General features: G+C 72.5%; 32 protein-coding genes. 13 read left to right on the top strand and 19 right to left on the bottom strand.

All coding sequences use genetic code 11. From position 1 onward, the window contains the following. Nucleotides 1–17 precede the first annotated feature (17 nt). The 3 genes from ACZ6N8_RS16670 (at nt 18) to ACZ6N8_RS16660 (ending at nt 2,150) form a co-directional block, all read left to right on the top strand. Complete coding sequence (locus ACZ6N8_RS16670) at nt 18–1,025, top strand: LacI family DNA-binding transcriptional regulator (RefSeq protein WP_466010791.1); 1,008 nt, start codon at nt 18–20, stop codon at nt 1,023–1,025. Nucleotides 1,026–1,096: 71 nt separating this feature from the next. Then, complete coding sequence (locus ACZ6N8_RS16665; protein ID WP_466010789.1) at nt 1,097–1,252, top strand: hypothetical protein; 156 nt, start codon at nt 1,097–1,099, stop codon at nt 1,250–1,252. A gap of 1 nt (nt 1,253) precedes the next feature. After that, on the top strand, nt 1,254–2,150 hold the full coding sequence (locus ACZ6N8_RS16660; RefSeq protein ID WP_466010787.1) for a GNAT family N-acetyltransferase: 897 nt from the start codon (nt 1,254–1,256) through the stop codon (nt 2,148–2,150). A 36-nt stretch (nt 2,151–2,186) separates the two neighbouring features. Here ACZ6N8_RS16660 and ACZ6N8_RS16655 read toward each other — a convergent pair whose 3' ends face one another. The 5 genes from ACZ6N8_RS16655 to ACZ6N8_RS16635 all read right to left on the bottom strand — a co-directional run bounded on the left by ACZ6N8_RS16655 (nt 2,187) and on the right by ACZ6N8_RS16635 (nt 6,192). Beyond that, complete coding sequence (locus tag ACZ6N8_RS16655) at nt 2,187–2,771, bottom strand: TetR/AcrR family transcriptional regulator (protein ID WP_466010785.1); 585 nt, start codon at nt 2,769–2,771, stop codon at nt 2,187–2,189. 71 nt (nt 2,772–2,842) lie between these two features. Then, the gene (locus ACZ6N8_RS16650) at nt 2,843–3,574 is read right to left on the bottom strand and encodes an ABC transporter ATP-binding protein (protein ID WP_466010783.1); all 732 of its coding nucleotides are present in this window, start codon (nt 3,572–3,574) and stop codon (nt 2,843–2,845) included. Then, on the bottom strand, nt 3,571–4,701 hold the full coding sequence (locus ACZ6N8_RS16645) for an FtsX-like permease family protein (protein ID WP_466010781.1): 1,131 nt from the start codon (nt 4,699–4,701) through the stop codon (nt 3,571–3,573). The genes ACZ6N8_RS16650 and ACZ6N8_RS16645 overlap by 4 nt, the downstream gene beginning before the upstream one ends. A 182-nt stretch (nt 4,702–4,883) precedes the next feature. Next, nucleotides 4,884–5,399 (bottom strand): O-acetyl-ADP-ribose deacetylase, encoded by a 516-nt coding sequence (locus ACZ6N8_RS16640; protein WP_364372974.1) that lies wholly within the window; start codon nt 5,397–5,399, stop codon nt 4,884–4,886. A 1-nt stretch (nt 5,400) separates the two neighbouring features. Continuing rightward, nucleotides 5,401–6,192, bottom strand: coding sequence for an EI24 domain-containing protein (locus ACZ6N8_RS16635; RefSeq protein ID WP_466010779.1), 792 nt, complete (start codon nt 6,190–6,192; stop codon nt 5,401–5,403). A gap of 197 nt (nt 6,193–6,389) precedes the next feature. On the opposite strand from ACZ6N8_RS16635, the gene ACZ6N8_RS16630 reads away from it, so the two are divergent. From ACZ6N8_RS16630 to ACZ6N8_RS16610, 5 genes are read left to right on the top strand one after another with little or no spacing between them, the layout of a single operon-like run. Beyond that, complete coding sequence (locus ACZ6N8_RS16630) at nt 6,390–7,298, top strand: ABC transporter ATP-binding protein (RefSeq protein ID WP_466010777.1); 909 nt, start codon at nt 6,390–6,392, stop codon at nt 7,296–7,298. Between the two features lie 12 nt (nt 7,299–7,310). Next, nucleotides 7,311–8,045 (top strand): ABC transporter permease, encoded by a 735-nt coding sequence (locus ACZ6N8_RS16625; protein ID WP_466010775.1) that lies wholly within the window; start codon nt 7,311–7,313, stop codon nt 8,043–8,045. A 10-nt stretch (nt 8,046–8,055) separates the two neighbouring features. Next, nucleotides 8,056–9,324 carry a sensor histidine kinase gene (locus ACZ6N8_RS16620; RefSeq protein ID WP_466010774.1) on the top strand — a complete coding sequence of 423 codons (1,269 nt, stop codon included), beginning with the start codon at nt 8,056–8,058 and terminating at the stop codon, nt 9,322–9,324. Beyond that, nucleotides 9,321–9,962: a response regulator gene (locus ACZ6N8_RS16615; protein WP_466010772.1), complete on the top strand. Its 642-nt coding sequence runs from the start codon at nt 9,321–9,323 to the stop codon at nt 9,960–9,962. The genes ACZ6N8_RS16620 and ACZ6N8_RS16615 overlap by 4 nt, the downstream gene beginning before the upstream one ends. A gap of 23 nt (nt 9,963–9,985) precedes the next feature. After that, on the top strand, nt 9,986–10,954 hold the full coding sequence (locus tag ACZ6N8_RS16610) for a helix-turn-helix transcriptional regulator (protein ID WP_466010770.1): 969 nt from the start codon (nt 9,986–9,988) through the stop codon (nt 10,952–10,954). On the opposite strand, the gene ACZ6N8_RS16605 is transcribed toward ACZ6N8_RS16610, so the two are convergent. The 6 genes from ACZ6N8_RS16605 to ACZ6N8_RS16580 form a co-directional block, all read right to left on the bottom strand. Next, nucleotides 10,945–11,859: an SDR family oxidoreductase gene (locus ACZ6N8_RS16605; RefSeq protein ID WP_466010768.1), complete on the bottom strand. Its 915-nt coding sequence runs from the start codon at nt 11,857–11,859 to the stop codon at nt 10,945–10,947. The two genes, ACZ6N8_RS16610 and ACZ6N8_RS16605, sit on opposite strands and share 10 nt — an antisense overlap. A 216-nt stretch (nt 11,860–12,075) precedes the next feature. Beyond that, complete coding sequence (locus tag ACZ6N8_RS16600) at nt 12,076–12,813, bottom strand: alanyl-tRNA editing protein (RefSeq protein ID WP_466010766.1); 738 nt, start codon at nt 12,811–12,813, stop codon at nt 12,076–12,078. 11 nt (nt 12,814–12,824) lie between these two features. Next, the gene (locus ACZ6N8_RS16595; protein ID WP_364372948.1) at nt 12,825–13,712 is read right to left on the bottom strand and encodes an alpha/beta fold hydrolase; all 888 of its coding nucleotides are present in this window, start codon (nt 13,710–13,712) and stop codon (nt 12,825–12,827) included. Then, nucleotides 13,709–14,023 (bottom strand): DUF2516 family protein, encoded by a 315-nt coding sequence (locus ACZ6N8_RS16590; RefSeq protein ID WP_030327754.1) that lies wholly within the window; start codon nt 14,021–14,023, stop codon nt 13,709–13,711. Before ACZ6N8_RS16590 ends, ACZ6N8_RS16595 begins: the two co-directional genes overlap by 4 nt. Before the next feature lie 71 nt (nt 14,024–14,094). Then, nucleotides 14,095–14,802, bottom strand: coding sequence for a hypothetical protein (locus ACZ6N8_RS16585; RefSeq protein WP_466010764.1), 708 nt, complete (start codon nt 14,800–14,802; stop codon nt 14,095–14,097). Beyond that, nucleotides 14,799–15,431: a helix-turn-helix domain-containing protein gene (locus ACZ6N8_RS16580; RefSeq protein WP_466010762.1), complete on the bottom strand. Its 633-nt coding sequence runs from the start codon at nt 15,429–15,431 to the stop codon at nt 14,799–14,801. The genes ACZ6N8_RS16585 and ACZ6N8_RS16580 overlap by 4 nt, the downstream gene beginning before the upstream one ends. Before the next feature lie 114 nt (nt 15,432–15,545). On the opposite strand from ACZ6N8_RS16580, the gene ACZ6N8_RS16575 reads away from it, so the two are divergent. Next, nucleotides 15,546–16,343 (top strand): alpha/beta fold hydrolase, encoded by a 798-nt coding sequence (locus ACZ6N8_RS16575; RefSeq protein ID WP_466010761.1) that lies wholly within the window; start codon nt 15,546–15,548, stop codon nt 16,341–16,343. Nucleotides 16,344–16,437: 94 nt separating this feature from the next. Here the strand turns inward: ACZ6N8_RS16575 and ACZ6N8_RS16570 are convergent, their stop codons facing one another. The 4 genes from ACZ6N8_RS16570 to ACZ6N8_RS16555 all read right to left on the bottom strand — a co-directional run bounded on the left by ACZ6N8_RS16570 (nt 16,438) and on the right by ACZ6N8_RS16555 (nt 19,883). Further along, nucleotides 16,438–17,397 (bottom strand): asparaginase, encoded by a 960-nt coding sequence (locus ACZ6N8_RS16570; RefSeq protein WP_466010759.1) that lies wholly within the window; start codon nt 17,395–17,397, stop codon nt 16,438–16,440. A gap of 94 nt (nt 17,398–17,491) precedes the next feature. After that, the gene (locus tag ACZ6N8_RS16565) at nt 17,492–18,319 is read right to left on the bottom strand and encodes a beta-keto acid cleavage family enzyme (protein WP_364372932.1); all 828 of its coding nucleotides are present in this window, start codon (nt 18,317–18,319) and stop codon (nt 17,492–17,494) included. A gap of 23 nt (nt 18,320–18,342) precedes the next feature. Then, nucleotides 18,343–19,455 (bottom strand): CAF17-like 4Fe-4S cluster assembly/insertion protein YgfZ, encoded by a 1,113-nt coding sequence (ygfZ, locus tag ACZ6N8_RS16560; RefSeq protein WP_364372929.1) that lies wholly within the window; start codon nt 19,453–19,455, stop codon nt 18,343–18,345. Continuing rightward, a complete protein-coding gene (locus tag ACZ6N8_RS16555) occupies nt 19,452–19,883 on the bottom strand; it encodes a Fur family transcriptional regulator (RefSeq protein ID WP_364372926.1) in 432 nt (143 codons plus the stop codon). Before ACZ6N8_RS16555 ends, ygfZ begins: the two co-directional genes overlap by 4 nt. Nucleotides 19,884–19,948: 65 nt before the next feature. Here ACZ6N8_RS16555 and ACZ6N8_RS16550 point away from each other — a divergent pair, with 65 nt between their 5' ends. Beyond that, complete coding sequence (locus ACZ6N8_RS16550) at nt 19,949–20,830, top strand: aminotransferase class IV (protein ID WP_466010756.1); 882 nt, start codon at nt 19,949–19,951, stop codon at nt 20,828–20,830. Between the two features lie 3 nt (nt 20,831–20,833). Here ACZ6N8_RS16550 and ACZ6N8_RS16545 read toward each other — a convergent pair whose 3' ends face one another. Together ACZ6N8_RS16545 and mtfM are read right to left on the bottom strand one after the other, a co-directional pair. After that, nucleotides 20,834–21,424, bottom strand: a complete 591-nt coding sequence (locus ACZ6N8_RS16545) for a heme-binding beta-barrel domain-containing protein (protein ID WP_466010755.1) — start codon at nt 21,422–21,424, stop codon at nt 20,834–20,836. A 5-nt stretch (nt 21,425–21,429) separates the two neighbouring features. Then, nucleotides 21,430–21,534: a small membrane protein MtfM gene (mtfM, locus tag ACZ6N8_RS16540; protein ID WP_030327764.1), complete on the bottom strand. Its 105-nt coding sequence runs from the start codon at nt 21,532–21,534 to the stop codon at nt 21,430–21,432. Between the two features lie 12 nt (nt 21,535–21,546). Here mtfM and ACZ6N8_RS16535 point away from each other — a divergent pair, with 12 nt between their 5' ends. The 3 genes from ACZ6N8_RS16535 to ACZ6N8_RS16525 all read left to right on the top strand — a co-directional run bounded on the left by ACZ6N8_RS16535 (nt 21,547) and on the right by ACZ6N8_RS16525 (nt 24,431). After that, on the top strand, nt 21,547–21,921 hold the full coding sequence (locus tag ACZ6N8_RS16535) for a DsrE family protein (RefSeq protein ID WP_357982805.1): 375 nt from the start codon (nt 21,547–21,549) through the stop codon (nt 21,919–21,921). 81 nt (nt 21,922–22,002) lie between these two features. Further along, the gene (locus ACZ6N8_RS16530) at nt 22,003–22,383 is read left to right on the top strand and encodes an SCP2 sterol-binding domain-containing protein (RefSeq protein ID WP_466010753.1); all 381 of its coding nucleotides are present in this window, start codon (nt 22,003–22,005) and stop codon (nt 22,381–22,383) included. Beyond that, entirely contained in the window at nt 22,380–24,431 is a 2,052-nt protein-coding gene (locus tag ACZ6N8_RS16525) for an amylo-alpha-1,6-glucosidase (RefSeq protein ID WP_466010751.1), read from the top strand. Before ACZ6N8_RS16530 ends, ACZ6N8_RS16525 begins: the two co-directional genes overlap by 4 nt. Nucleotides 24,432–24,449: 18 nt before the next feature. Here ACZ6N8_RS16525 and ACZ6N8_RS16520 read toward each other — a convergent pair whose 3' ends face one another. Together ACZ6N8_RS16520 and ACZ6N8_RS16515 are read right to left on the bottom strand one after the other, a co-directional pair. Beyond that, complete coding sequence (locus ACZ6N8_RS16520; protein WP_466010749.1) at nt 24,450–25,304, bottom strand: hypothetical protein; 855 nt, start codon at nt 25,302–25,304, stop codon at nt 24,450–24,452. A 67-nt stretch (nt 25,305–25,371) separates the two neighbouring features. Further along, the gene (locus tag ACZ6N8_RS16515) at nt 25,372–25,896 is read right to left on the bottom strand and encodes a winged helix-turn-helix domain-containing protein (protein WP_466010748.1); all 525 of its coding nucleotides are present in this window, start codon (nt 25,894–25,896) and stop codon (nt 25,372–25,374) included. Between the last annotated feature and the right edge of the window lie 145 nt (nt 25,897–26,041).

The following is a 26,041-nucleotide window of genomic DNA, read 5'->3' as shown; positions in this document are numbered from 1 at the left end:
GCGGGGGGAGGGTCACGATGACGACGGCACACCGGCCGACGCTTGAGGCGGTGGCGGCACGGGCAGGGGTTTCCCGGGCCACCGTCTCCCGCGTGGTCAACGGCTCCACCACCGTGGCCGAGCCGATCCGCGAGGCCGTCAACCGGGCCGTCGCCGAGCTGGGGTACGTCCCCAACCTGGCCGCCCGCAGCCTGGTCACCCAGCGCACCGACTCGATCGCCCTGGTCATGCCGGAGGCGGCCACCCGCGTCTTCTCCGACGACCAGGTCTTCCCCGGCATCATCCGCGGCGTCAGCCAGGAGCTGGAGGCGGCCGACAAGCAACTGGTGCTGATGCTCGCCGGCTCACCGGCCGGGCACCAGCGGGTCGAGCGGTACACCACGGGCCGGCACGTGGACGGGGTGCTGTTCGCGTCGCTGCACGGCGCCGACCCGTTGCCCGGCACCCTCGCCCGGCTCGGCATCCCTGTGGTGTGCAGTGGCCGACCGCTCGGCGACGTGCCCGTGCCGTACGTCGACGTCGACCACGTCGGTGGGGTGACCGCAGCCGTCCGGCACCTGATCGACAGCGGTCGCCGACGGATCGCCACGATCGCCGGCCCGCAGGACATGGTCGCCGGCATCGAACGACTCACCGGCTACCGCACCGCCGTGGCCGCCGCCGGGCTGCCCGAACTGGTCGCCTTCGGTGACTTCACCAGGGAGTCCGGGGGCGCGGCGATGCAGCGACTGCTCGCCGAGCATCCCGACCTGGACGGCGTCTTCGCCGCCTCCGACCTGATGGCGCACGCCGCCCTGCGCACACTGCGCGAGGCCGGCCGCCGCGTGCCCGAGGACGTGGCGATGGTCGGCTTCGACGACATCGAGACCGCCGCGTACACCGAACCGCCGCTTACCACCGTCCGGCAGCCCATCGTCGAGATCGGCCGGCGGATGACCCGGCAACTGCTCCGGCTGGCCGCCGGGGAGACCATCGAACCGGCCGTCATGCTCCCCACCGAGCTGATCGTGCGCGACTCGGCCTGAGCGGTTCGGCCCGGCGCGGCCCGCTCGTTAATGCGTGGCTCAGCCCGTCGATCCCCGTTAGCGTCGCCGGCATGCCGGATGCCGCCGTCTCGCCGTACGTCCCCGTCCTCTCCACGTACGCCTCGTCCCGCAAGGCGGATCCGGTGGCCGCGTGGGAGGTGGTGCCCGGCCACGGCGACCAGCTCGTCGAGGCCGAGGCTGTCGCCGCCGTACGGACGGGGGTCTGACATGCGGATCCGCGTGGCGCAGCCCGACGACGCGCCGGCCGTGGTGGCGCTGCGGGCGGAGGTCTACCCGTACCTGGTGCGTGGGGTCGAGTCGACCCGCAAGATGCTCTCCGACCCCCCTCCCACCCCGGGCTGGACGGCCTTCGTGGCCGAGGTCGACGACCGGGTGGTCGGTTGGGTGTCCGCCGAGCCCAACGAACGGACCTCGACGGCGAACTTCGGCGACATCAACCTGCTGCACGTGCACCCGGAGCACAGGCGTCGCGGCATCGGCACCGCGCTGCTGGCCGCCGCGACCGGCCATCTCACCCCGCTGGGCGTACGGCGGGTGCGGGCCTGGGCCCAGCCGGACTCGTTGCCCTTCGCCCGCCAACACGGTTTCGCATCGAGCCGCGAGATGCGGTTCTCCGCACTCGACCTGGACCCGGCACCCGCGTTCCCCACCCCGCCCGAGGGCGTACGCCTACGCCCGATCGCCGAAGTGGACACGCACCTGCTCTACGCGGCGGACGTGGCGTCGGCAGCCGACGAACCGGGCGACGTACCCGTCGACGCGGTCAGCTACCAGAGCTGGCAGAACGACGTCTGGGACAACCTCGGCCTGGACATGGCGGCCAGCAGCGTCGCCGAGGTCGACGGTGCGGTGGCCGCCTTCAGCCTGGTCAAGCGGGACGGCGACCGGATGTGGTCGGACTACACCGGCACCGTGCCGGCGTACCGGGGACGGGGACTGGCCCGACTGGCCAAGACCGCCGCGCTCAGCCGGGCCGCCGCCGACGGCGTGCGCGTGGCGTACACGTCGAACGACGAGGCGAACGCCGCGATGCTGGCGATCAACGCACGGCTGGGCTACCGGCCCGTCGCAACCCAGTGGTCCTGCCTCGCCGATCTGAGCTGACCGCCCTGGCTTGTCCGCCACCCGGGCGGCCGGCCCTCAGCCCTCGTCGCGGTCGAGGTACGGGCTGAGGAGTTCACGGGCGAGACGTGTCGCCGTACGCAGGGGAAGACCGCCCTCGATCATCCGGCTCAGGGCGTAGACGATGGACTGGACCAGTTCGGCCATCCGGACCGGATCGGAGGAGCCGTGGTCGGTGAGCGCCGCGCGAAGCGGGGCTTCCAGGCGGTCGTGCATGAGTCGGCTGGAACTGGCGAGCGTCTCACTGTTGCCGACCGAGGCGAGCGCCCGCGCCAGCGCGTGATCGCCCCGGGCAACCAGTTGCAGGTTGGAATCCACGTACGCCTGGATCTTCTGCCCGGGCGTGGTGGCGGCGTCCATGCGCTTCTCGACGTACGCCGACCAGCGGGGGAACGTGTCGGTGACGAGGGCGTCGAACATGTCGGCACGGGACTTGAAGTACGAGTAGGCGCTGGATCGGGCCAGACCGGCGGCCTGGGCCACCTCGGCCAGGCCGGGGATCTGCTCGGGATGTTTCGACAGCAGGGTGCGGGCCGCGTCGAGCAGCGCGGCGCGCTGCGCCGCCCGGTGCTCGGCGACGGTCGGGGCCTGGATTTTCGGCACGCCGTCCCCTTCCGCTCCGGACGGCGCGACCGGTCCGGTCCTACGCCCCGTCCCGCACCCTGCCGTCGTGATCAGCTGCTGGCCGCGAGCTTGCCGTCGACCATCTCGTAGACGGTGTCACAATATTGCAGCACCTCGTGGTCGTGAGTGACCATGACCACCGCGACCGAGCGCTGGCGGGCCTCGCGGGCCAGCAGCTGCACGATGTCGTGGCTGCGTGCCCGGTCCAGCGCCGCCGTCGGTTCGTCCACCAGCAGCACACTGGGATCGGTGACCAGCGCCCGGGCGATACCGACGCGTTGGCGTTCGCCGCCCGAAAGCTGGTGCGGGCGCCTGTCGGCCTTGTCCGTCATGCCGACGTCCGCGAGCAACTTCAGCGGGTCACGGTCGGACCGCTCCTTCCGGGGCCCGAACCGTAGGGGCAGCCGCAACTGGTCGGCGGCGGTCAACGCGGGGAGCAGGTTGCCCGACTGGAACACGAATCCCACATGCTGGCGACGCAGCGTGGTCCGCGCGCGACGACTCGACACGGTCATGTCCTGACCGGCCACGGTGACCGTCCCCCGATCGGGTCGGGCCAGGCCGCCGGCCACGGCGAGCAGACTCGACTTGCCCGCGCCGGACGGACCCACGACCGCGGCGAGTTCACCGGGTCGCACCGTCAGGTCGACGTCGTCGAGCGCCTGCACGGTCTCGGCGGCGTTGCCGTGTTGCAGGGACACACCGCGCATCACCAGCCCGAGCAGTTCGGAGGCGTCGCCGGCGGGTGTGGTCGAGGCGGTCGGGGCGGGGCGGCTGCTCATCGGTTTCCTCCCAGAGCGGTGGCCGGGTCGACAGAGGTGATTCGGATGACCGCAGCGCCCGCCCCGAGGAGGCCGAGAGCCACCAGTCCGACCCCGGCGGCGGAGATGCTCGGCATGCTCAACGCGAACGGGACACCGCTTCCGGTGATGAGGGCGCCGAGCGCCACCCCGATCCCCACGCCGATGGCGACCGCAGCGGCCAACAGCACGAACGCCTGCGTCAGCGCGTCCCGCAACACCCAGCCGGTCGAGGCGCCCAGCGCCCGCAGAACTGCCACCTCGGACTTGCGCTGGATCGCCCAGACCGCGAAGAACGCCCCGGCCACCAGTGCCGAGATCGCGTAGAGGAAGCCCTGGATCAGCTGCAGGGTCGTCGTCTCGGCGGTGTACCCCGGCGAGGCGCCGTACGACTCCTTCAGGGTCAGACTCTCGGTGCCCGCAGCGGCGTCGCCCGCCGCCAGGTCGACGGACTTCCCGTCGTCGGCGCGGACCGCCACCGCAGTGATCTCCGTTGCGGCACGCTCGGGCAGGTCGGCGCCGGGAGCGGTGCCGGACTTGATGGCCTGCCACGCCGCCAACGGCACGTACGCCACGTCCACGTGCCCGAAGGTGTCCTGCTGCTCGGTGACGCCTACCACCCGCAGCCGCGTGCCGAGCCGGTCGATGGTGACGATGTCGCCCATCTGGAGTCCGGCGTCAAGCGCCGTGGGACTCACCACGATCCCGTCCGCGGTGCCCAACCGCTCACCCTGGCTGACCGAGGGCGAGAGGAACGAGTCGGGCTGGACGCCGAACAGCGCCAGGTCGGCCTCCGTCCCACGGTCGGTACGCGTGTTCACGAGCGTGTTGCCGAACGGAGTCGCGTCCGCGACGCCCGGTTGGGCAGCCCACGTGTCGACAGCCGACAGGTCCACCACGCTCCGGGAGAAGGCGGAGTCATGCTGGACGTCCTTGGCGAAGGCAAATGAGGTGACCGGCAGGTTCTGCAGCCCGGAGACGCCGTCGCGGACCAGCCCGACCGAGAGCCCCGACAGCATCACCATCAACACGGCGATCAGCGCGATCACCGCGCCCATCAGAACGAACCGCAGCCGGGCGAAGTTCAGCTCACGAATCGCGAGGAACATCAGCGCCCACCCTCGTGGATTATCGACATCATGTCGACATGTTATCAACAGCATGTCGGCAAACATGACGTCGTCAGCTGTCGCCCCCGCCACACGGCACCTGCGGGAACGCACGCGAACGGCTCCCGGGGCTCACACCCCTGTTGTCGGCGATGAGGCAGAGCCTGCCGCAGGCGAAGTGATCAGGCGGCGTCGAGGACGCGGCGGGCCGTGGCGTGGGTGTCCGCCCCGAACAGCACCAGGCGAGCCTCGGCGACAGTGGCGGGCCCAGCCGACCGCAGCACCGACAGGGCCTGACGGACCGCATCGTCGACCGGCCAGCCGTAGATGCCGGCGGAGATCAGCGGAAACGCCACGCTGGCCGCGCCCAGCTCGTCGGCCACCCGCAGGCTGTTGGCGTAGCAGTCGCGCAGCAGCGCCGACCGGTCCTCGCTGGCCGACCACACCGGTCCGACGGTGTGGATGACCCAGCGGGCCGGCAGCTCCCCCGCGGTGGTCGCGACGGCCTGGCCGGTTGGCAGACCCCTGCCGTAGTGGGACGCGCGCAGCGCCCGGCACTCGGCCAGGATGGCCGGTCCACCACGCCGGTGGATGGCGCCGTCGACCCCGCCACCGCCGAGCAGGGACGAGTTGGCGGCGTTCACGATCGCGTCCACCCGCTCGGTGGTGATGTCCCCCTCGACCAGGGTGATCTGCATGTCAGCGCTCCTCGGTCGACTGGCCCAACGACCGGCGGGCCAGCAGGGTCGCACCGGCGACCGCAGCTGGCATGATCAGTACCGCGCCGAGCGGAATCAGGAAGCAGAGGAAGACCGCCACCCCGAAGCCCAGCGCCGCCGGCCGGTCCGCCTTGAGGATCGTCCGGCGCTGCGGCAGCCGCATCCCCCGCCTGTAGAACGGCGCCCCGACCAGCTCCACGGCAAGGAACCAGCCACCGACCGCCGCCCCGATCACCGGTACGACCGTCTGGCCGACCACCGGGATGAAACCGGCCAGGAAGAGCGGGATGCCGACGAGCGCGGTGAGCGCCACCAGGCGTACCGAGTCGGCGACGCTGCGGCGCAGCGACGACCAGAAGGGCACCTCCACCGCCTCGGGGGTGCCGCCGAGGCGCTCCTCCACCCGCTCGGAGATCTTCTCGTAGAACGGGTCGCCGATGACCAGGGTCACGGCCGTGAAGGTGAGCACGCCGAGCAGGCCACCGAGCCCCAGGAAGGCCAGCCCGGCGATCACCCGGACCAGGCTGCGGCCGGTCGTCGACCAGTCGTCCGCGAACGGGGTGACCAGGGCGGCGAGGTCGTCCACGAAGTACACGAGGGTGGCCAGCGCGGCCAGGAAGAGCGCACCGGAGATCAGCGCCGGCACGATGCCGAGCAGCATCAGCCCCGGGCTGCGGACGTACAGGCCAAGGCCGCGCAGGAGTAACCCCGCACCGGCGAAGAAGCGTCCGACGACCCCGGTCACCGGGCTGGCCACTCTGCTGACATCCACGATCGAGCAGCCTATCGACCGGTGATCCGGTCCGCCGGGTGGAGCCCTAGCAGCGACTCTTCGCGTCCACATCAACCGGTTGACGGACGTGGATGATCCACCGGGAACGCCGGGGATCACCGCCTACCAGTCGATTCGCCGCCGGGTCACCCCGACAACCCTTGAGGGGTACGAAGACAGCGGCGAAGGGCGGCACGATGTCGGTCATCGAGGTGACCCACCTGAGAAAGCGGTACGGCGATCTGGTCGCCGTGGAGGACGTGTCGTTCACTGTGGAGGCCGGCGAGATCTTCGGCGTCCTGGGCCCGAACGGCGCCGGCAAGACCACCACCGTGGAGTGTGTCGCCGGGCTGCGTGTCCCCGACGGGGGCGGGGTGTCGGTCCTCGGGCTCGACCCCCGCCGGGACGCGGCGCAGCTCCGGCAGCGGGTCGGGGTGCAACTCCAGGAGAGCCAACTGCCGGACCGGCTGCGGGTGGCGGAGGCGCTGGAGCTGTACGCCTCGTTCTACCGCAACCCGGCCGACCCGGCGGCGCTGATCGACAAGCTGGGCCTCGGCGAGAAGCGGAACACCGCGTACAAGAAGCTCTCCGGCGGTCAGAAGCAGCGGCTCTCCATCGCGCTGGCCCTGGTCGGCAACCCGGAGATCGCGATCCTCGACGAGCTGACCACCGGGCTGGACCCGCAGGCACGCCGGGACACCTGGGGGCTCATCGAACAGGTCCGGGACAGCGGGGTGACGATCGTGCTGGTCACCCACTTCATGGAGGAAGCGGAGCGGCTCTGCGACCGGGTCGCGGTGATCGACCGGGGACGCGTCGTCGCCCTGGACAGCCCGGCGGGCCTGGTGTCGGCGGTGGCTCCCGAGCAGCGGATCCGGTTCCGGCCGTCCGCCCCGGTCGATGACCGGCTCCTCACCGACCTGCCCGAGGTCTCCGGCGTGCAGCGCACCGGCAGTCAGGTGGTGGTGACCGGCACCGGTGACCTGCTGCACGCCGTCACCTCGGTGCTCGCCCGCAACCAGATCGTCGCCGCCGACCTGCGGTTGGAGCAGTCCACCCTCGACGACGCCTTCGTCGAGCTGACCGGGCACCGCCCCGTCGACTGAAGAGAGGAAAGCATGCACGCCTTCCGTCAGATCCTGAGGATCGAGGCGCGGCTCTACCTGCGGGACCTGCCGACGCTGCTCACCATAGTCGGGCTGCCCACAATGATCCTGGTGGTGCTCGGGTTGATTCCCTCGCTACGCGAGCCGGATCCGAACTTCGACGGGCAGAACTTCGTCAATTACTTCGCCCCGTCGCTGTTGGTGGTCACCCTGGCCATGGTGGGGGTGAACACGATGCCCATTGCGCTGGCCACCTACCGGGAACGCGGCGTGCTGCGTCGGCTGGCGACCACTCCGGCGCACCCGGGCGCTCTGCTCGCCGCCCAACTGGTGGTGGCCCTGGCCGCGATCCTGGCCAGCGCGCTGCTGCTCATCGTCGTCGGCCGGTTGGCGTTCGGGGTGCCGCTCCCCCAGCACCCGCTCGGCTTCGCCCTGGCGTTCGTCCTCGGCACGGCGGCGCTGCTGGCGCTCGGCCTGCTGGTCGCCGCCGTGGCCCGGACGACGAAGGCGGCTCAGGCCCTGGCCGTGCCACTGTTCCTGCTCACCATGTTCTTCGGCGGGGTCTACCTGCCCCGGTTCCTGCTACCGGACGCCGTGGCGCGGATCGGCGACTACACCCCGCCCGGGGTGCAGGCGCTGCTCGACGCCTGGACCGGCACGTCGCCGCAGCCGCTGCACCTGGCGATAATGGCGGTGATCGCCGTGGCGGCAGGTGCCGGCGCGGCGAAACTGTTCCGCTGGGAATGAGCGAGGTTCGATGACCAGCACCCCTGACCAGGTTGACCAGCTGGCTGCCTGGAAGAGCCGGGAGGCTGGCCTGTACCGAACAGTGCCGTATGTCGGGCTGACCGTCGGGGCACTGCTCACCGCCGCCGCGCCGGCCCCCGGGGGCATCTCGTTCGCCCCCGACCTGTTGGTCGCCGCCGCGGCGGCGGCCTGGATCGCCTGGTTCATCAATCTGCACCCCGGCTGGGGGGCTCGGCGCGGGTTGATGGCCGTCTACTACGTCGGGTTGATCTCGCTCAGCGCCGTACTGGTGCTCGACAGCCCGTGGTACGGCTTCTTCTCCTGGGCGGGCTTCCTGCACGCGTCCCTGCTGCCCGGCCGTTGGCAGTTCGTCGGAGTGGCGGCCACGGCCGTCCTGACGGCCACCTCGCAGAGCGCGGGCCCGCCGACCTCGCTGTCGCACTGGTTGCTCTGGTCGGTGCTGGTGCTCTTCAACCTGGGCGTGGCCGGTGGACTGACCTGGTTCGGCATGATCACCGGCCGGCAGCACGCCCACCGCAAACAGTTGGTCGAGGAGCTGGCCGAGACGAACCGCCGGCTCGCCGACACGATGCGGGAGAACGAGGGGCTGCACGCCCAACTGCTCACCCAGGCACGGGAGGCCGGCGTGCTGGACGAGCGCCAACGGATGGCTCGGGAGATCCACGACACCCTGGCCCAGGGGCTGGCCGGCATCATCACCCAACTGGAGGCGGCCGAGCAGACCCGCGACCGGTCCGCCGACTGGCGCCGGCACGTCGACAACGCGCTCGCGCTGGCCAGGGAGAGCCTCACGGAGGCCCGCCGCTCGGTGCGGGCGGTTCGCCCGGAGTCGCTGGAGACCGCCCGGCTCCCGGACGCCCTCGTCGAGCTGGGCGGGCGCTGGTCGGCCCTGCACGGGGTGCGGGCCGAGGTCGCCACCACCGGTACGCCCCGTCCCCTGCACCCGGAGATCGAGGTGACGCTGCTTCGGGCCGCCCAGGAGGCGCTGGCCAACGTGGCCCGGCACGCCGCCGCGACACGGGTCGGGCTGACCCTGTCGTACATGACGGACGTGGTCACCCTCGATGTCCGCGACGACGGGACGGGCTTCGACGTCGTCGGGCAGCCGGCGTCCCGCGACCCGGGCGGCGGCTACGGTCTGACCGTGATGCGGCAGCGGGTGACCCGGGTCGGCGGCGAGTTGGCGGTCGAGTCCGAGCCGGGCAGCGGCACCGCCGTCTCGGCGTCCGTCCCGGCGCTGCCCGGAGGTTCCGGGTGACCGCCCCGATCCGGCTGTTGATCGTCGACGACCACCCGGTGGTCCGGGACGGCCTGCGCGGCATGTTCACCGCCGACCCCGACTTCGAGGTGGTCGGCGAGGCCCGCGACGGTGCCGAAGCCCTCGCGCTGGCCGCGCACGCCCGACCTGACGTGGTGCTGATGGACCTGCGGATGCCCGGGATGGACGGCGTGACCGCCATCGGCCGGTTGGCCAGCTCCGGCAGCACCGCCCGGGTGCTGGTCCTCACCACGTACGACACGGACGCCGACGTGCTGCCTGCCATCGAGGCAGGCGCCACCGGCTACCTGCTCAAGGACACGCCCCGCGCGGACCTGGTCCGCGCCGTACGCTCCGCCGCCCGGGGTGAGTCGGTGCTCGCGCCGAGCGTCGCCGGCCGGCTGATGGGCCGACTGCGCGCACCCGCCGAGGAGCCGCTCAGCCAGCGTGAGCTGGAGGTGCTCACCCTGGTGGCTCGCGGCGCCTCCAATCGGGAGGCGGCGGCTCGACTGTTCATCAGCGAGGCCACCGTCAAGACGCACCTGCTGCACCTGTACGCCAAGCTCGGGGTCAACGACCGGGCCGCCGCGGTGGCCACCGCGTACGACAGAGGGCTGCTGACCCCCGGCGGACGCTGAGCCGGGCCGGGCAGGATGGACGGGTGCGCGCGTCCCGACTGATCTCGCTGTTGCTGCTGCTACAGGCGCGCGGGTCGATGACCGCGGGCGAGTTGGCGCGGGAGCTGGAAGTCTCCGAGCGGACCGTCTACCGGGACGTGTTGGCGCTGTCCGCCGCAGGCGTGCCGGTCTATGCCGACAGGGGCCGCGCTGGCGGGTACCGGCTGCTCGGTGGTTACCGGACCAGGCTGACCGGGCTGAACCGGGACGAGGCGGAGGCACTCTTCCTCGCGGGCCTGCCCGGCCCGGCCGGCGACATGGGACTTGCCGACGCGGTGGCCGCCGCCGAACTGAAGGTGCTCGCCGCGCTGCCGCCGGCCCTGCGGGACGCCCCGGCCCGTGCCGGGCAGCGGTTCCACCTGGACGTGCCGGGCTGGTTCCGGGAGACTGGACCGCCGCCGTGGTTGGCCGATCTGGCTCGGGCGGTCTGGGCCGACCGGGTGGTGGAGGTGCGCTACCGGCGCGGCGACCGGGAGGTGACCCGCCGGGTCCAGCCGTACGGGCTGATCCTCAAGAGCGGCGTCTGGTACCTGGTCGGCCGGGTCGGTGACGACACGCGCACCTACCGGGTCGACCGGGTCACCGGCGTCGAGGTGGGCGATGAGCGCTTCGAGCGCGACGAGGGCTTCGACCTGGCCGGGCACTGGCGCGAGCAGGCCGGCTCGTTCCTGCGGACCATGCTGCGGGCCGAGGTCACCGTCCGGCTCAGCCCCGCCGGCCTGCGCCAGCTCCGGCACCTGGTCAATGCCCCTTTCGTGTACGACGAGATTCTCGCCGCCGCCGACGAACCCGACGGGCAGGGCTGGGTGGTGGCCCGGCTGCCCGTCGAGTCCGTCGAGGTGGCGTACCACCAGTTGCTGGGGCTCGGCCCCGAGGTGGAGGTCCTCGAACCGCCCGAGCTGCGGCGGTTGTTCGCCGAGGCTGCCGAGCGTTCCCGGGCCCTCTACCGGTAGCCGGTCACGTCGGCCGGTTTGCCGGCGTCCACCACCTCCACGATGTACCGGAAGCCCTCCGGCTGGCTGCCGTCCAGGTCGGTGAACCCGTACACCTTCGACAGCGTGCCCGCGTCGACCGACTGGCCGTTCCAGCGGGCCTTCTCCTCGTCGGCGGCGAGCGCGGCCACCGCGCGCCCGACGAAGGCCGGGGTCTCCGAGATGAGGAAGTTCGGGTCGGTGGCGGCGCCGTCGCGCCAGTTCTCTTCGGTCACGCCGAAGTGCTCGAGCATCGCCTCGGAGCGGATCCAACCGGGGGTGAGCGCGACAGCCGTGCAGCCGTGCGGCTTCAGCTCGTGCGCCTGACTGAAGGCGAGCCGGTTGACCGAGACCTTGGCCAGGTCGTAGAAGACCGACAGCCGGTAGTTGTCGTCGTTGTACGCCTTGGTGCCGTCGCCCATCTCCACGAGCAGGCCGCCGGGCCGGCGGATCAGCAGTGGCAGGGCGAAGTGGCTGGTGATGATGTGCGTGTCGATGGCCAGCCGCAGGGTGCGGAAGCCCGCGTCCAGCGGCTGCTCCCAGAGCGGTTTGTTCCAGGTGACAAGCGGGTCGCCGCCCCAGATGTCGTTCACCAGCACGTCGAGTCGGCAGTGCTCGGCGTCGATCCGGGCGACGAGGTCGCGGACCTGCTCGGGCACCAGGTGGTCGACCTGGACGGCGATGCCGGTGCCGCCGGCCGCGGTCACCAGCTCGGCTGTCTCCTCGATGGTCTCCGGCCGGTCCATCTCCGAGCGGCCGGCGCGGCTGCTGCGCCCGGTGGCGTACACGGTGGCACCGGCGGCGCCGAGCTGGACCGCGATCTGCCGACCGGCACCCCGGGTGGCGCCGGCGACGAGCGCGATCTTTCCTGTGAGCGGTTGGGTCATACCAGCGAGGTTGTCAGCGATACCTGACAACCGCCGTCCGAATTCCCGGACCGCTCTGACGAACCGGGGGGGACCTCGGCGCTCCCTGTAGAGCTGCCCCACAAACGGGGCAGCGCACGCCATCCGCACCGCGCCCCATATCTGAGGCAGCTCTACAGGACCACTGCAGGTATCCCGCCGCCCGGCGAGCTCTACTGCGTCATGGCGAGGAGCGTCTCAGTCCACCAGTCTGACTCGGACCCGGCGGTTGGCCCGGCCCTTGCTCTCCACCTTCACGACCTGCACCTTGCCGATCTGGGCGGTGGACGCGACGTGGGTGCCACCGTCGGCCTGCACGTCCAGGCCGACGATGTCGACGATCCGGACCTCCTGCTCATCCGGCGGGATGAGGTTGGACTGGGTACGGATGATGTCCGGCAGGGCCAGGGCCTCGGCGCGCGGCAGCACCCGGGTGGCTACCGAGCGGTCCGCGGCCACCTCCGCGTTGACCAGCTCCTCGATGCGGCTCTTGAAGTCGGGCGGCACCTCGGGGAGGTTGAAGTCCATCCGGGCCTCGCCCGGTTCCATCGAGTTGCCGGTCACGAGAGCGCCGAAGTCGCGGAACACCACACCGCAGAGCACGTGCAGGCCCGAGTGGGTACGCATCAACCGGGTCCGGCGCTCGTCCTCCACGGCGCCGACGACCTCGGTGCCGACCGGCGGCAGCGGGTCACCCTCGGCGGGGATCAGGTACGGGTCGTCGCCCTTGCGGGTGCCGACGATCCGGGTCTGCACGCCCTGCCACAGCAGTACGCCGTGGTCCGGTGGCTGACCACCGCCGCCCGGGTAGAACGCCGAACGGTCCAACACGATGCCCTGCTCCGGGTCGGCGTGCAGAACCGTGCACGTCCACTCGCGCAGGGTCGGGTCCGCGAGGTCCAGCCGGTGCGTCCGGCCATGTTGTGTGACGCCCATGACAGGGCAGGCTACTCGTTGAGGAAGCCGGAGATGCGCTCACGCAGGTCGGCGCGTTCCGACCAGAGCACGCCGGGGCGGTCGTACACGTGCAGGGTCGCCTGGGGCAGCGCGGCGGCGAGCCGCTCGGCGACCTCGACCGGGTGCAGGTCGTCGCCCGCGCAGCCGATCACCAGCGCCGGCGCGGTGACCGCCGCCAGGGCCGTCGCGTCGCGCAGCGGCGCCTGATCCGGCAGGGTGGCCAGGCCGTCGGCGAGACCGTCGCGGAGCAGCTGGTCGAGCCGCTGCCGCAGGTACGCCCAGCCGGCCGGAGTGTTCCGTACCGCCGCCGGCAGCTCCAGCGACACGACATCGGCCACCGCCGAGGCGTCCCCGCTCTCCACCGCCTCGATCAGATCGGTGACGCGCTCCCGGGCCACCGGCCCGCGTGGCTCGTCGAGCACGGCGGGCAGGAAGAAGACAAGCTTCTCGAAGCGTTCCGGGCTCTCGGCCAGCAGCCGGCAGAGGGCGCCCGCGCCGAGGCTCGCCCCGAACGCGCGATCCGCACCCGTGAGATCTGCGACCGCGCGCAGGTCCCGGGCCAGGTCCAAATACGTCCATGGGCCGTCCGGGGCGTCCGAACGGCCGTGCCCGCGGAACTGGAAGAACACCTTCCGGCCGGTCACGCCGCTGCCGAACGGGCGGGTGGTGGCGATGCCGTTGCCCAGCCCGTGCGCGAACACGGTGACCGGATCACCGGTGCCGGTGACCAGCCGCTCCAGGCGTACGCCGTGCGGGGTGGTGACCAGTTCGGTCTCCGGCTCCGGTAGGGCGGGCCGGCCGGTGCGTGGCCCGCCCGGGCCGGGACCCCAACTGCGGGGCCCGCTGTCCGGTGGGGGCGGCCAGCGGAAACCTCTCACCAGAAACCTTTGCCGTCACTGAGGTCGCGCAGGCCGACCCGGACATCGAGCAGGTAGATGAGCGCGGCGGCGATGCCGATCAGTCCGAAGAGACTGATCGGACCGAAACCGAGCAGGGTGAGCACGAGGCAGACCGCCAGGATGGCGATCCAGCCACCCTTGGGCAGCGTCCCGATGGCGGGGAAGGCGTCGGAGCGCTGCGTGACGGCGTGCACCAGTGCGACGCCCTGGATGATCAGCGCGAAGACGAGCAGGATCAGCTCGATCACGTAGCGGACTTCAAAGGCGAAGATCGGCGCGGCGTTGGCCATGCCGGCAAGCTTATGTCGGCGACCCCGGCTTCGTCCGACAAGGACGCCGCCGGGGTCGTCGACGCGGCGAACTACTCGGCCGCCGGACGGGTCCGCTTGGTGGCCCGGGGCAGCTTCGCCGACGGGGTGGCGGCGGCCTTGGCGGGCTTGGCGGCCTTCGGCGCGCGGGCGGCCTTCTTGACGGCGGCCGGCTTGGCCTCGGCGATTTGGGCGACCTCGGCCGGGGACGGCACCTCGGCCGGGGCAGCAGCCGGGGTGGTGGTCTCGACGGCAGGGGTGGTGTCCGGCGTCACGGCCTGGGTGGCCTCGATGTCGGCGTTCACCGTCTCGGCGGCCTCCAGCACACCGGCGCCGACGACCCGCTCACCGCGGGCGACAAGCGCGCCGTACGCGGCGAACGCCCGCTCCTGCGCGGCCTGGGCGCTCGCGACCATCACGGCGGCGTTGCGGGTCGCGGCGGCGCGCAGCTTGTCGAGGTCGGCGACCTCGCGCAGCTTGGCCAGGTCGGCCGACTCACGGAGCTTGGCGAGGTCCAGTTCGGCCTGCGCCCGGCCGCGCAGGCTCTCGGCGGTCTCGTTGGCGGTACGCAGCGTCTCGGTGGCCTTCTGGCGCAGCTCGAAGCCGGTCAGCACGGCCCGGCCGCCCAGGTCGGCGACGACCCGGGTGCCGAGGACGCCTACCACGCTCGGCAGCTTGCGCAGCTGCTCCAGGGCCAACTCCCCGGCGCCGGCGGCGGCGTAGATCGGGGCGGGGATGCGGTTGGTCTTCGGCTCGGTCATGACGTCTCCTCTTCGGCCGCCTCGGCGGCCTTCCGGACCGCCGGACCGGCGGCCTTCTTCTCGGGGGTGTTGGTGCTGGTCGGGGCGGGAGCGGCGCCCGCCTCGGTGACGGCGACCGACTCGAGGACGGCCTCGGTCGGCGTGCCGCCCGCGGTGGTGGGGCCGGTGGCCGCGAGGTTGGCCACGTCGGCCGGCTGGTCGGCGACATCGGTCGGGGTGGTCGTCCCGGCCGGATCGGCGGCGGTGCTCGCGCCTGAGGTGTCGGCGGCGGCCTGCGCCTCGGCCAGCCGCGTGTTCTCCCGGCGGAACGTCTCGTAGATCTGGCTGAGGGACTGCTTCTGGGCCATCGTCAGGTCGGTGTCCACCGCGATGGCGGCGAGCACACCGTGACCCTCCTTGTCGTCGAGCAGCCCGGCCCGCAGGTACATCGCCGGGGTCGAGACCCGCAGCGCGCTGGCCAGTTGTTGGAGCACCTCGGCGCTGGGCTTGCGCAGGCCACGTTCGATCTGGCTGAGGTAGGGGTTGCTGACCCCCGCCTGCTCGGCGAGCTGCCGGAGCGAGATCTTGGCGTTGCGCCGCAGATCGCGGATGAACCCGCCGACGTCGGGAAGGTCCTTCGGTGTGGCCATGACGCTGACGCTAATCGGGAGTGCTAGCTCCTGCAAGCAAAACGCTAACCAGAGTTAGCAAGGTCTCAGCATCCCGTTTGCGCCCCGACTCGTCCGGTCCGTACCGTCCCCTCCGTGCACAAGATCACAGTCAACGGAGCAGTTCTCGCGTACGACGAGGCCGGCATCGGCTCGCCCGTCGTGCTGCTGCACGCCGGCATCGCCGACCGGCGGATGTGGCGCGGGCAGGTCCCGGCGCTCGCCTCCCGGCACCGCGTGATCGTCCCCGACCTGCGCGGCTACGGCGACTCCGAACTCCCGCCGACCCCCTTCGCGCACCACGACGACGTGGCGGGTCTGCTGGACGCGCTCGACCTGCCCCGGGCGGCCCTGGTCGGCTGCTCCTTCGGCGGGGCGGTGGCCCTCGACACCGCCCTGGCCCACCCCGACCGGGTGAGCGCGCTCGCGCTGTTCGACACGGCCGTCTCCGGCAACGAGTGGTCCGACGAGGCGAACGACCTCTGGGACGCCCTGGTCGGCGAGGTCGACCCGGATGACTTCGTCGCCGGGGCGGCCGGCGAGGTGCGCTTCTGGGTGGTCGGCCCGGGCCGCCAGCCGGCCGACGTCGACCCCGGCCTCGTCGCGTTCGCGCAGGAGATGGACCAGCGCGCCCTCGCCGCCGAGCTGGCGCTCGGTGCGGTAGAGGTGGGCGAGCTGTCCCCGCCCGCGATCGGCCGCCTCGGCGAGCTGCGGGTGCCCGTCCTGGTCACCGCCGGCGCGGCGGACGTGCCGGACATCAGCCGGCTCGCCGACCGGATCGCCGCGGAGGTCCCCGGCGCGGTACGACTGCCCGACGTGCCGGACGCCGCGCACCTGCTGCCGCTGGAGCGCCCCGAGCCGGTAAACGCGGCCCTGCTCGACTTCCTGAACTGACCGCGCGCCGACGCCGCCCGAGACGCGACGCGCGCGAGGCGGCGGGGAGTGCACCCGGCCTGCCCGAACGCGCACAGCCAGCGCCCCGGTGGCGTCACCAGAGCGGGCGGACCGCCCCGACCGGAACGCCACCACCGAAGAGCGGCACCTCGGCGTACTCGGTGAGCACCGGGGCGTCCACGCCCAGCCGGCGCAGCGCGGAGACCAGCACCGGCATCCGGGCCCGGTCGGCGCCATCATCGATCTTGAGCGCGACGGCGCCGACGCCCGGCAGCCCCACCGCGATCACTCCCTCGGCACCGACCTTCGCCAGCAGGCCCGGGACGCCGCGCATGAGCCTGGTGTCGTCGGCCCGGGTACCGCCGACGATCTCCGGGTGGGCGCGCATCGCGTCGGCGACCGCGCGCGGCGCGGAGCCGGGCTCGGCGTCGACAAGCCGCAGGTACGCCCCGGCCAGCCCGGTGAGCGACACCGCGAGCACCGGGGCGCCGCAGCCGTCCACCCCCACGGCCGCCGCCGACTCACCAGTGAACTCCTCCACGGCGGCCCGCAGACCCTTCTGCAACTGGTGCTCCGGCCGCCAGTAGCCGTCCAGCGGCCACCCGGCCGCCTCGCAGGTCAGCAACATGCCGCTGTGCTTGCCGGAGCAGTTCATCTGCACCCGGGTCGGGCCGCCGCCGGCACGCAGCACCGCCTCCCGGGCCGCCGCCCCCGCCGGCAGGTCGGGCGGGCAGTGCAGGGCCGAGTCGTCGAGCCCGGCCCGGGCCAGCAGCGCGTGGACCCCGGCCAGGTGGAAGTCCTCGCCCGCGTGGCTGGCCGACACCAGCGCCAGGTCGGCCGGGTCGGTCACCGGCAGGCCGGCGCGGAGCATCCCGATCGTCTGCATCGGCTTGCTCGCCGAACGGGGAAAGACCGGAGAGGTCACATCCCCGGCGGCGGCCACCGGCGCTCCGGCGGCGTCCAGCACCACCACCGAGCCACGGTGCACACCCTCGACGAACCCGGACCGGACCACCTCGGCGAGCGGCGCGCCGCCCTCGTACGTCTTTCCCACGTGCTGGACGGTACCGACGCTCCCGGGGGCAACGGCGGCGGGGTGACCAGGACGTCCACCGCCCGGGTGACAGGGGCGGGGGACGGTCGCGGCCTTACAGCCCGAGCAGCCCGCGGGCCTCGGTGGTGGTCAGCGGTGGACGCTGGGCGAGCTGCGCGAAGCCGACGGCCCGGGCGACCAACTGCATGTTGGACTCCACCGGGCGGCCCTTCGCGTACGTCACCGTGTCCTCCATGCCGACGCGCAGGTGCCCACCCGTCGACAGCGAGGCCAGCATGACCGGGATGGTGCTGCGCCCGATGCCGGTGGCCGAGAAGGTGGTGCCCTCCGGCAGGTCCCGCAGCATCCGGTGGGCCGCCACGAGCGTCTCGGTGGTGCCCGGCATACCGCCCGGCACACCCATCACGAAGTCGACGTGCACGTGCCCGCCCGCCGGCAGCCCGTACCTGCCGAGCAGCCGCTGCAACGCGGACAGGTGCCCTAGGTCGAAGATCTCGTACTCCGGCACGATCCCGCGCTCCTGCATACGGGTGTGCAGGTCGACGATGAACTCCCAGCGGTTGAGGAACACGTCGTCGCCGAAGTTGACAGTGCCCATCGTGCAGGAGGCCATGTCGGGGCGGGCGTCGAGCACCGCGAGCCGGGACGCCTCCGGGTCGGTAACCGCGCCGCCCGAGGAGAGCTGCACGATCAGGTCGGTGCTGTCCCGCAGCGCCGCCACCGTCTCGGCCAGGCGGGCCGGGTCGAGGGTGGGCCGTGCCGCGTCGTCGCGGATGTGGACGTGGATCACGGCGGCGCCGAGCGCCTCACACTCCTTGGCGGTGAGCAGCAGCTCGTCGAGCGTCACCGGAAGTGCCGGCACCTCCGCCTTGGCCGACTCCGCGCCGGTCGGGGCCACCGTGATCAACGTCCCTGTCGTCATGCCGGCGATCCTAGACGGCCGGCTCAGGACGGGTCGATCGCCGCCGCCGTCGCACCGATCAGCAGAGCGGCGTCGTCCGGAACGTTCCGCTTCAGCACGGCGAGGGCGATCTGGCCCAGCTCGTGGTGCAGCACGGCGGTACCGACGAAGCCCACCGCCCGACCGTCCAGGGTCACCGGCGTACCTGCCGTCGGCGGCTGGTCGGTGGTCACGCCGTCCAGGTGCAGCAGCACCAGGCGACGCGGCGGGCGGCCCATGTTGTGCACCCGGGCAACCGTCTCCTGCCCCCGGTAGCAGCCCTTGTCGAGGTGCACCGCCGGGCCGATCAGGTCCACCTCGGCCGGAATGGTCCGGTGGTCGGTGTCCACCCCGAGCCGGGGCCGACGGGCGGCCACCCGGATCGCCTCGTACGCCCACAGGCCCGCCACCGGCACGCCCGCGCCACGCAACTCCGCCACCACCTCGTCCATCGCCGAACGGGGCACCAGCAGGTCCACGCCGAGCGGCCCGCGTCGGGCCCATCCGCCGATCGGCAGCGGCCGTACGTCGTACCGAACGCTCGCCCGCGGCGGCACGGCCCCGGCGGCGAACTTCGGACCGGGCACCGCGACCAGGTCCGGTTCGGCCAGACCGGTCACGCCGAGCGTGCCAAGCGCCTCCGGCGCGGCAGGCCCGACCAGCGACAACAGCGCCCGTTCGGCGGTGGCGTCACGTGGGTCGACCTTGCTGAAGAACCGCATCTTCTCCAGGTAGGCCAGCAGGCCCTCGGTCGCGCCGGGCTCGGTGTCCAGCCAGGTGGTCTCGCCGTCCTCGGCCACCAGCGCGTGCTGCTCGACGTGCCCGTGGGGGGAGAGCACGAGCAGTTCGGTACCGTCACCGGCGGCAAGCGCCGTCAGGTGCTGCGAGGTGATCGTGTGCAACCAGCCGGCCCGCTCCTCCCCCGGCACAGCGATGACGCCCCGGTGCGAGCGGTCGACGAGGCCGACCTCCGTGTCCAGGACGCGCTGCTCACGCAGTGGATCGCCGTAGTGCGCGGCGACGCCCCGCACCCCGGCCGCGACGTGCGCCGGATCCGGCTGGTCGCGGCTGGCCTCGTCGATGCTCTCGACGGCCACCGCGCCCGCGATGTCGATCATTTCTGGTCCCCGTTCTCGCAGCGTGCGCAGACGCCGAAGAGTGACACGTGCCCGATGTCCACCCGGAAACCCCGCTGCGCGGCCAGTTGGTCGCTGAGCGGGCGGAACAGCTCCGGATCGACCTCGTCGATCGCGCCGCACTCCCGGCAGACCAGGTGGACGTGCTGGTGCTCACCTGCCGCGTGGTACGTCGGCGAGCCGTGCGAGAGGTGGGTGTGGGTCACCAGGCCGAGCCGTTCCAGCAGCTCCAGCGTGCGGTAGATGGTGGTGATGTTGACGCCGGCGGCGACCTCCCGGACCGCGGTGTGCACCTGCTCCGGTGTGGCGTGACCCAGATCGAGCACCGCCTGGAGGACGAGCTGCCGTTGCGCTGTCAGCCGCAGGCCACGGGCTCGGAGCATTTCCGCGAGGGAGGATTCGGACACCATCCGATCATAGTTCGGCAATCGCGGCCCCTCCTGCGTGCGACCGTCCGCCGCTACGCTCGACGGTCATGGTGACGCCATCCGTCGGTACGGCCCCGACCACCGCCAACGCCCGGATCGCCGTCCTCGGGCGGGGTCTCATCCCGGCCGACGAACCCGTCCTGCGCGGCGACGACCTGGGCGTCCTACGCGGAGACGGGCTCTTCGAGTCCATGCACCTGCGTCAGGGCCGGCCGTGGCTGCGCGACGAGCACCTGGCCCGGCTGACCACGGCGGCGGCCACCGTCGACCTGGATCTGCCCCCCACCGAGGCGCTCATCGACCTGCTCGACACGGTGTGCGCGGGCTGGCCCGCCGCGGTGGAGGGAGCGCTCCGGCTGGTCTGCACCCGGGGCTCGGAGGCCGGCGGCCCACCTACCGTCTACGCCACGCTCACCGAGGTGCCGGCGTCCTCGCAGGCGGCCCGGCGGCACGGGATCACCGTTGCCGTCCTGCCGCTGGGGGTGCCCGCCGACGCGCGTACCGGACTGGACTGGCTGCCGGCGGGCATCAAGTCCACCTCGTACGCGGTGAACAGCGCCGCCCGCCGCTGGGCGCGCCGGGCCGGGGTGGACGACGTGCTCTGGGTCTCCTCCGACGGGTACGCCCTGGAGGGGCCGATCGCCAACGTGGTGTGGCTCACCGGCGGCACGCTGTGCACGGTGCCGGCCGCCACCACGGGCATCCTGCCCGGCACGACAGTGGCCTGGCTGCTCGCCCACGCCGGCGAACTGGGCCTGGACGCCGCCGAACGGATGGTCACGCCAGCGGAGCTGCACGACGCCGACGGGGTCTGGTTCAGCTCGTCGGTACGCGGGCTCACCGAGGTCCGGATGCTCGACGGGGTGCGTCGGGACCCCTGCCCGCGCACCCCGGCCCTGCACGCCCTGCTGGGCTTTCCCGTCGACTGAGCGTCAGCCGCCGGCCCGGATGAGCCGGGCGGACAGGTGTGGGCTGAGCGGGTGCCCCATCGCCGCCATCTCCTGCGCGTAGAGCAGCGCGCCCTCGACGATGCCGAAGAGCCGGTGCCCGCCGGTGACCTCCTTGGCGGTCGGCGACCGCACCACCGCGTCGGTGGCGAACTCGACCTGGGTGCCGGTGCGCTTGCCGAGGTGCAGCTCCATCACACCGGTGGGGGTCGTGATCAGGGCCTCCAGCTCGTCGGTGGCCCGGCCGTCCACCATGACCGGCCGCCACCAGCCGACCTCACGCCCGGCGGGGCGGACCGGTCGGCTCTGCTCGTCGAGGAGCCAGGCACGGGACTCGTAGTGCAGGAACGGCCGGCCGTCGTGGCTGATCCGGATCTCCTGCGCGTAGTCGAAGTCCTCGATGGTTGGGAATCCGCCCTTGCCCCGGCCCCGCCAGAGACCGATGTAGGGCAGCAGGCCGTCAAGCGCCGGATGCAGCTTCGGCCCGACCCGCAGGTCGTAGCTCTCCTCGTACGGGTACTCCTCGACCGGAGGCGCGTTCAACCACGGCGGCTGTAGCGGGTTCTCGTCGCTCACCAGCGTCACCAACGTCCTCTCGATATGCGTACGGCCAGGTAGACCAGACCACCGGCGAGCCCGCCCAGGCCGGCCACCAGCAGGCTGACGAACCCGATCTCGGTAACCATCCCGACCATCCTATGCTGGGCCCCATGGCCCGCACTCTCGTCGTCAAGGCCACCGCTGGGGCGGACGCCCCGGAGCGGTGCGCGCAGGCGTTCACGGTCGCCGCGACCGCAGTCGCGGCTGGTGCCGACGTGTCGCTCTGGCTGACCGGGGAGTCGACCTGGTTCGCGGTGCCCGGCCGGGCGCAGGAGTTCGAGTTGCCGCACTCCGCGCCGCTGGCCGAGCTGCTGCACGTCATCCTGACCAGTGGCCGGGTGACCGCCTGCACCCAGTGCGCGGCCCGACGGGAGATCGGGCCCGACGACGTCCTGCCCGGTGTACGGATCGCGGGCGCCGCGGCCTTCGTCGAGGAGGCGCTGGCCGAGGGCGCGCAGGCGCTCGTCTACTGACCTCCGCGACGAGTCGGCCCGACGGGCGGGCGGAGTGCGGATACCGACCCGACAACTCGGACAGCTGCCTACGATTCGGTTGTGACCGAGGCGACGGAGAGGTTCTTCGAATCACTGCCGGCTCGCGCCCCCGCCGTCCTGCGCGGCCTGGCCGACGGCACCCTCCAGATCGACCTTGGCACCGGCAACCAGACCGAGCACTGGCTGGTCCGGATGCGACCGGGTGCGGTGGAGGTCAGCCGGAACCGGGGACCTGCCGACGCCATCTGGTACAGCAGCGTCGAGTTGTTCGACAGGCTGATCGCCGGCGAGGCGCAGGGGATCGCGGCGGTACTGCGCAACGAGAGCACGTTCAGCGGAAACGTGGTGCTCTTCCTGGCCTTCCGGCGGTTCTTCCCGGACCCGCCGGGCACCCGCGACCCGCGCGAGGTCGCCCGTAGGGCAGCCGGGCGGCTGGGGTGAAGGACCTCGTCAGCATCCTGGACGGCAACACCTTCATGGTCAGCGACCGGCGGGGGGACATCGAGCCGTCGTACGACTTCCCCACCGGCTTGTTCTCCTTCGACACCCGCTTCCTGTCCAAATGGGTGCTCACCCTCGACGGCGAACGGCTGCACTCGCTCTCCATCGACGCCGGCGAGTCGTACCGGACCAGGTTCTTCCTGGCCCCCGGTCAACCCACGCACTACCTGGACGCCAAGGCGTCGGTGATCCGCAACCGGGCGATCGTGGGCAGCTTCGAGGAGGAGCTGACCGTGCTCAACCACTCCGGCGGGGAGGTGGAGTTCACCGTCCGGATCGAGATGGCGGCCGACTTCGCCGACCTGTTCGAGATCAAGCACGCGCGGCAGAAGAAGGGCCGGACGACCGTCACGGTCGGCGAGAACGAGTTGCGGCTGGTCTACCGGCGGGAGGCGTTCCACCGGGAGACGGTGATCCGCTCCAGCGCGCCGGCGCAGGTCGACGCCGCCGGCATGACCTTCCGGATCCGGATCGACAGCAACAGCGAGTGGACCACCCGCCTGCACGCGTCCACCATCGTCTACGGGGCGCGCGGCGAGGACATCCGGGCCACCCTGCCGTACGCCGGCAGCCGCAGCGCCGACGCCATCCGCGCCGAACAGCAGGAGCTGATCGACCGGGCGCCGAAACTCGGCTGCGACTGCGAGCCGTTGGCCGGGGCGTACCGGCGCAGCCTCAACGACCTGGCCGCGCTGCGCTACGAGTCGATCGCCCTGGGCGTACGGCTGATCGCCGCCGGACTGCCCTGGTTCATGACCCTCTTCGGCCGGGACAGCATCATCACCTCGTTGCAGGTGCTGCCGTTCCTGCCGGAGCTGATCCCGCCGACCATCCTGATGCTCGCCGGTCTCCAGGGGCACCGCGTGGACGACTTCCGGGACGAGGAGCCGGGCAAGATCCTGCACGAGCTCCGGTACGGCGAGACCGCCGGCTTCGAGGAGCAGCCACACTCGCCGTACTACGGGTCGGCCGACTCGACGCCGCTGTTCATCATCCTGCTCGACGAGTACGAGCGCTGGACCGGCGACTCCGCGCTTGTGAAGCGGCTGGAGCCACACGTCCGGGCGGGCCTGGAGTGGATCGACACGTACGGCGACCTGCTCGGCACCGGCTACGTGTGGTACCAGACCCGCAACCCGGAAACCGGCCTGCAGAACCAGTGCTGGAAGGACTCCTGGGACGCCATCTCGTACGCCGACGGCCGGATGCCCGGCTTCCCCCGGGCCACCTGTGAGCTTCAGGGCTACGCGTACGACGCGAAGATCCGGGCCGCCCGGCTGGCCCGGACGTTCTGGAACGACCCGGAGTACGCCAACCGGCTGGAGCGGGAGGCCGCCGAGCTGAAGCAGCGGTTCAACCACGACTTCTGGATCGCCGACCGGGGCTACTACGCGCTCGCCCTGGACGCCGACGGCCGGCAGGTGGACGCGCTGACGTCGAACATCGGGCACCTGCTGTGGAGCGGCATCGTCGACGAGTCGCGGGCCGGCAGGGTGGTCGAGCACCTGCTCGGGCCGCGCCTGTTCTCCGGGTGGGGGGTACGGACCCTCGCCGAGGACCAGGGCCGGTACAACCCGATCGGTTACCACGTGGGCACCGTGTGGCCGTTCGACAACTCGATAATCGCCTGGGGCCTGTGGCGGTACGGCTTCCGGGACGAGGCAGGGCTGATCTGCGACACGATGCTCAGCGCGTCCCGCTACTTCGACGGGCGGCTGCCTGAGGCGTTCGCCGGGTACGCCCGCGACCTCACCGACTATCCGGTGCAGTATCCGACGGCGTGCAGCCCGCAGGCCTGGTCGACGGGCACCCCCCTGCTGCTGCTGCGGGTGATGCTCGGGTTGGAGCCGCAGGGCGAGCACCTGATCATCGATCCGGCGGTGCCGCCGGGCATGGGCCGGGTGGAGCTGCTGGACATCCCGGGCCGCTGGGGGCGGGTCGACGCGCTGGGTCGTAGCCGTGAGACGCAGGACCGGCAGGGCAGGTGACCGGGGAGGTGCCCCCGCTCAGCCCGGGCAGCCGACGGTGGCGGTCAGCCGGGAGGCGTCCGGGGTGAGGTCGGCCAGCACGGTGACGGTCCCGGCGCGGTACGCGTACACCGGCGGGTTGTCCAGCAGCGGGGTGCCGCCGGCCAGCGGGGCGAGCGCGGCCGCCGAGTTGGTCGGGCCGGCGGTGGAGCGCGCGGTACGGGCCGTCGCGCCACCCGGGCAGGGCGCGGTGACCAGCTCCGGCGCGGCGTCGGCCGGCTGGTCGAGCGCCCGCAGCGCGGCGGTAAGGGCGGCGGCCTCCCCGCCGTCGCCGGTGGCCGGCGGCGCTGTGTAACCGGAGCCGACCGGCCGGCAGCCGGTGTCGACTGTCAACCGGACCCGGCCGTCCCCGGTCGGGCGACCCGCTACGGCGACGAACTCCCCGGCGTCGGCGTACAGCTCCGGGCCGTCCGGACCGGAGGCGACGCCCGCGCGCCAGCTCGCCGGCAGTCGCTCGGCGAGCCCGTCGAGCACTGACCGTTCGGTGCCGTCGGGCGCGAGGACGCCGACCTCGCGCCGCAGCCGGGCGCCGTCGGCGAACGGGGTGACCCGGCAGCCCGCGGCGATACGCGCGGGGCCGAGTTCCAGCAGCGTGGACGCGCCTGCCGCCCGTGCCAGTTCGCCGACCGCCCGGTCCACCACCGGGCCGGCCTGATCGAGCGTGCGCTGCTCCCGGACGGTGGGTGGATCGTCGCGGACCGACGTCCAGGTGAGCGCGGCCAGCAGCACGGCCCACAGGACGGTCACGGCCAGCAGCCAGCGCCGCCGCCGGGCGGGCGCCGGGGCGGCGGGGCCGGTCGACGAAACGCTCCCCGTCCGCACAGCACCGCTCACCCGGCAATGGTGTCACGGGCGGTCCTCCCCTCCGGCGGCGGTCGGGAGGGTCCGGCGCGGCCAGTGGTCAGGCGGGCCCCGGCGGCGGGTCGAGCCGGTAGCCGACGCCCCGCACGGTGTGCACGCGGGGCCCGCCCGGCAAGCTCCGCAGCTTGTGCCGCAGCCGCCTGATCGCGGAGTGCAGGACCGCGCTGTCACCCGGGTACGCGTCGCTCCACACCGAGGCGAAGAGCTGTTCGTGGCTCCACACCACGAGCGGCGGGCCGATCAGTCGGGCGAGCAGCTCGCGTTCGGTGGGGGTGAGCGGAAGCAGGTCACCCCGCCAGGTGACCCGCTGACCGGCGCGGTCGACGACCAGCCCACCCCAGCTGACCGGCCCCGGCGGCACAGCCGTTGCTCCGGACGGTGCCGGGAACAGCATCGTGCGCAGCTCGGTGAGGTCGGCGCAGCTCACCACCGGGCCGACGCCGTCGAGTTGGCGGACCACCCGCTCCCGCACCGAGACGTCCGCGCCGACGCAGACGACGATCGGGACCCCTGCGCCGGCGACGCCGCCTCCACCAGTGAATTCCACCGGTTGATAGTGACGCATGCCGATGGATTTCGTCGGTTCGACCCCGCCCGGGATCACCTGTCGTCACTGACCAGGCACTGACAGGCGTTATCCATTCGGCACCGGGCGGACGCACGGTGCGCGCACGGGCCCCGAATCACTCGGGACCCCTGACGTGGGGAGG

Source organism: Micromonospora sp. NPDC047521, from assembly GCF_055587305.1.
The sequence above is the reverse complement of the archived record's forward strand: the minus strand, read 5'-3'. Positions and strand labels throughout refer to the sequence as shown.

Bases quoted from the DNA above. Each gene is read 5' to 3' on its own strand.
- ACZ6N8_RS16670 (WP_466010791.1), top strand. From the start codon at position 18: ATGACGACGGCACACCGGCCGACGCTTGAGGCGGTGGCGGCACGGGCA.
- ACZ6N8_RS16665 (WP_466010789.1), top strand. From the start codon at position 1,097: ATGCCGGATGCCGCCGTCTCGCCGTACGTCCCCGTCCTCTCCACGTAC.
- ACZ6N8_RS16660 (WP_466010787.1), top strand. From the start codon at position 1,254: ATGCGGATCCGCGTGGCGCAGCCCGACGACGCGCCGGCCGTGGTGGCG.
- ACZ6N8_RS16650 (WP_466010783.1), bottom strand. From the start codon at position 3,574: ATGAGCAGCCGCCCCGCCCCGACCGCCTCGACCACACCCGCCGGCGAC.
- ACZ6N8_RS16645 (WP_466010781.1), bottom strand. From the start codon at position 4,701: ATGTTCCTCGCGATTCGTGAGCTGAACTTCGCCCGGCTGCGGTTCGTT.
- ACZ6N8_RS16640 (WP_364372974.1), bottom strand. From the start codon at position 5,399: ATGCAGATCACCCTGGTCGAGGGGGACATCACCACCGAGCGGGTGGAC.
- ACZ6N8_RS16630 (WP_466010777.1), top strand. From the start codon at position 6,390: ATGTCGGTCATCGAGGTGACCCACCTGAGAAAGCGGTACGGCGATCTG.
- ACZ6N8_RS16625 (WP_466010775.1), top strand. From the start codon at position 7,311: ATGCACGCCTTCCGTCAGATCCTGAGGATCGAGGCGCGGCTCTACCTG.
- ACZ6N8_RS16620 (WP_466010774.1), top strand. From the start codon at position 8,056: ATGACCAGCACCCCTGACCAGGTTGACCAGCTGGCTGCCTGGAAGAGC.
- ACZ6N8_RS16605 (WP_466010768.1), bottom strand. From the start codon at position 11,859: ATGACCCAACCGCTCACAGGAAAGATCGCGCTCGTCGCCGGCGCCACC.
- ACZ6N8_RS16600 (WP_466010766.1), bottom strand. From the start codon at position 12,813: ATGGGCGTCACACAACATGGCCGGACGCACCGGCTGGACCTCGCGGAC.
- ACZ6N8_RS16590 (WP_030327754.1), bottom strand. From the start codon at position 14,023: ATGGCCAACGCCGCGCCGATCTTCGCCTTTGAAGTCCGCTACGTGATC.
- ACZ6N8_RS16585 (WP_466010764.1), bottom strand. From the start codon at position 14,802: ATGACCGAGCCGAAGACCAACCGCATCCCCGCCCCGATCTACGCCGCC.
- ACZ6N8_RS16580 (WP_466010762.1), bottom strand. From the start codon at position 15,431: ATGGCCACACCGAAGGACCTTCCCGACGTCGGCGGGTTCATCCGCGAT.
- ACZ6N8_RS16565 (WP_364372932.1), bottom strand. From the start codon at position 18,319: ATGACGACAGGGACGTTGATCACGGTGGCCCCGACCGGCGCGGAGTCG.
- ygfZ (WP_364372929.1), bottom strand. From the start codon at position 19,455: ATGATCGACATCGCGGGCGCGGTGGCCGTCGAGAGCATCGACGAGGCC.
- ACZ6N8_RS16555 (WP_364372926.1), bottom strand. From the start codon at position 19,883: ATGGTGTCCGAATCCTCCCTCGCGGAAATGCTCCGAGCCCGTGGCCTG.
- ACZ6N8_RS16550 (WP_466010756.1), top strand. From the start codon at position 19,949: ATGGTGACGCCATCCGTCGGTACGGCCCCGACCACCGCCAACGCCCGG.
- mtfM (WP_030327764.1), bottom strand. From the start codon at position 21,534: ATGGTTACCGAGATCGGGTTCGTCAGCCTGCTGGTGGCCGGCCTGGGC.
- ACZ6N8_RS16535 (WP_357982805.1), top strand. From the start codon at position 21,547: ATGCTGGGCCCCATGGCCCGCACTCTCGTCGTCAAGGCCACCGCTGGG.
- ACZ6N8_RS16515 (WP_466010748.1), bottom strand. From the start codon at position 25,896: ATGCGTCACTATCAACCGGTGGAATTCACTGGTGGAGGCGGCGTCGCC.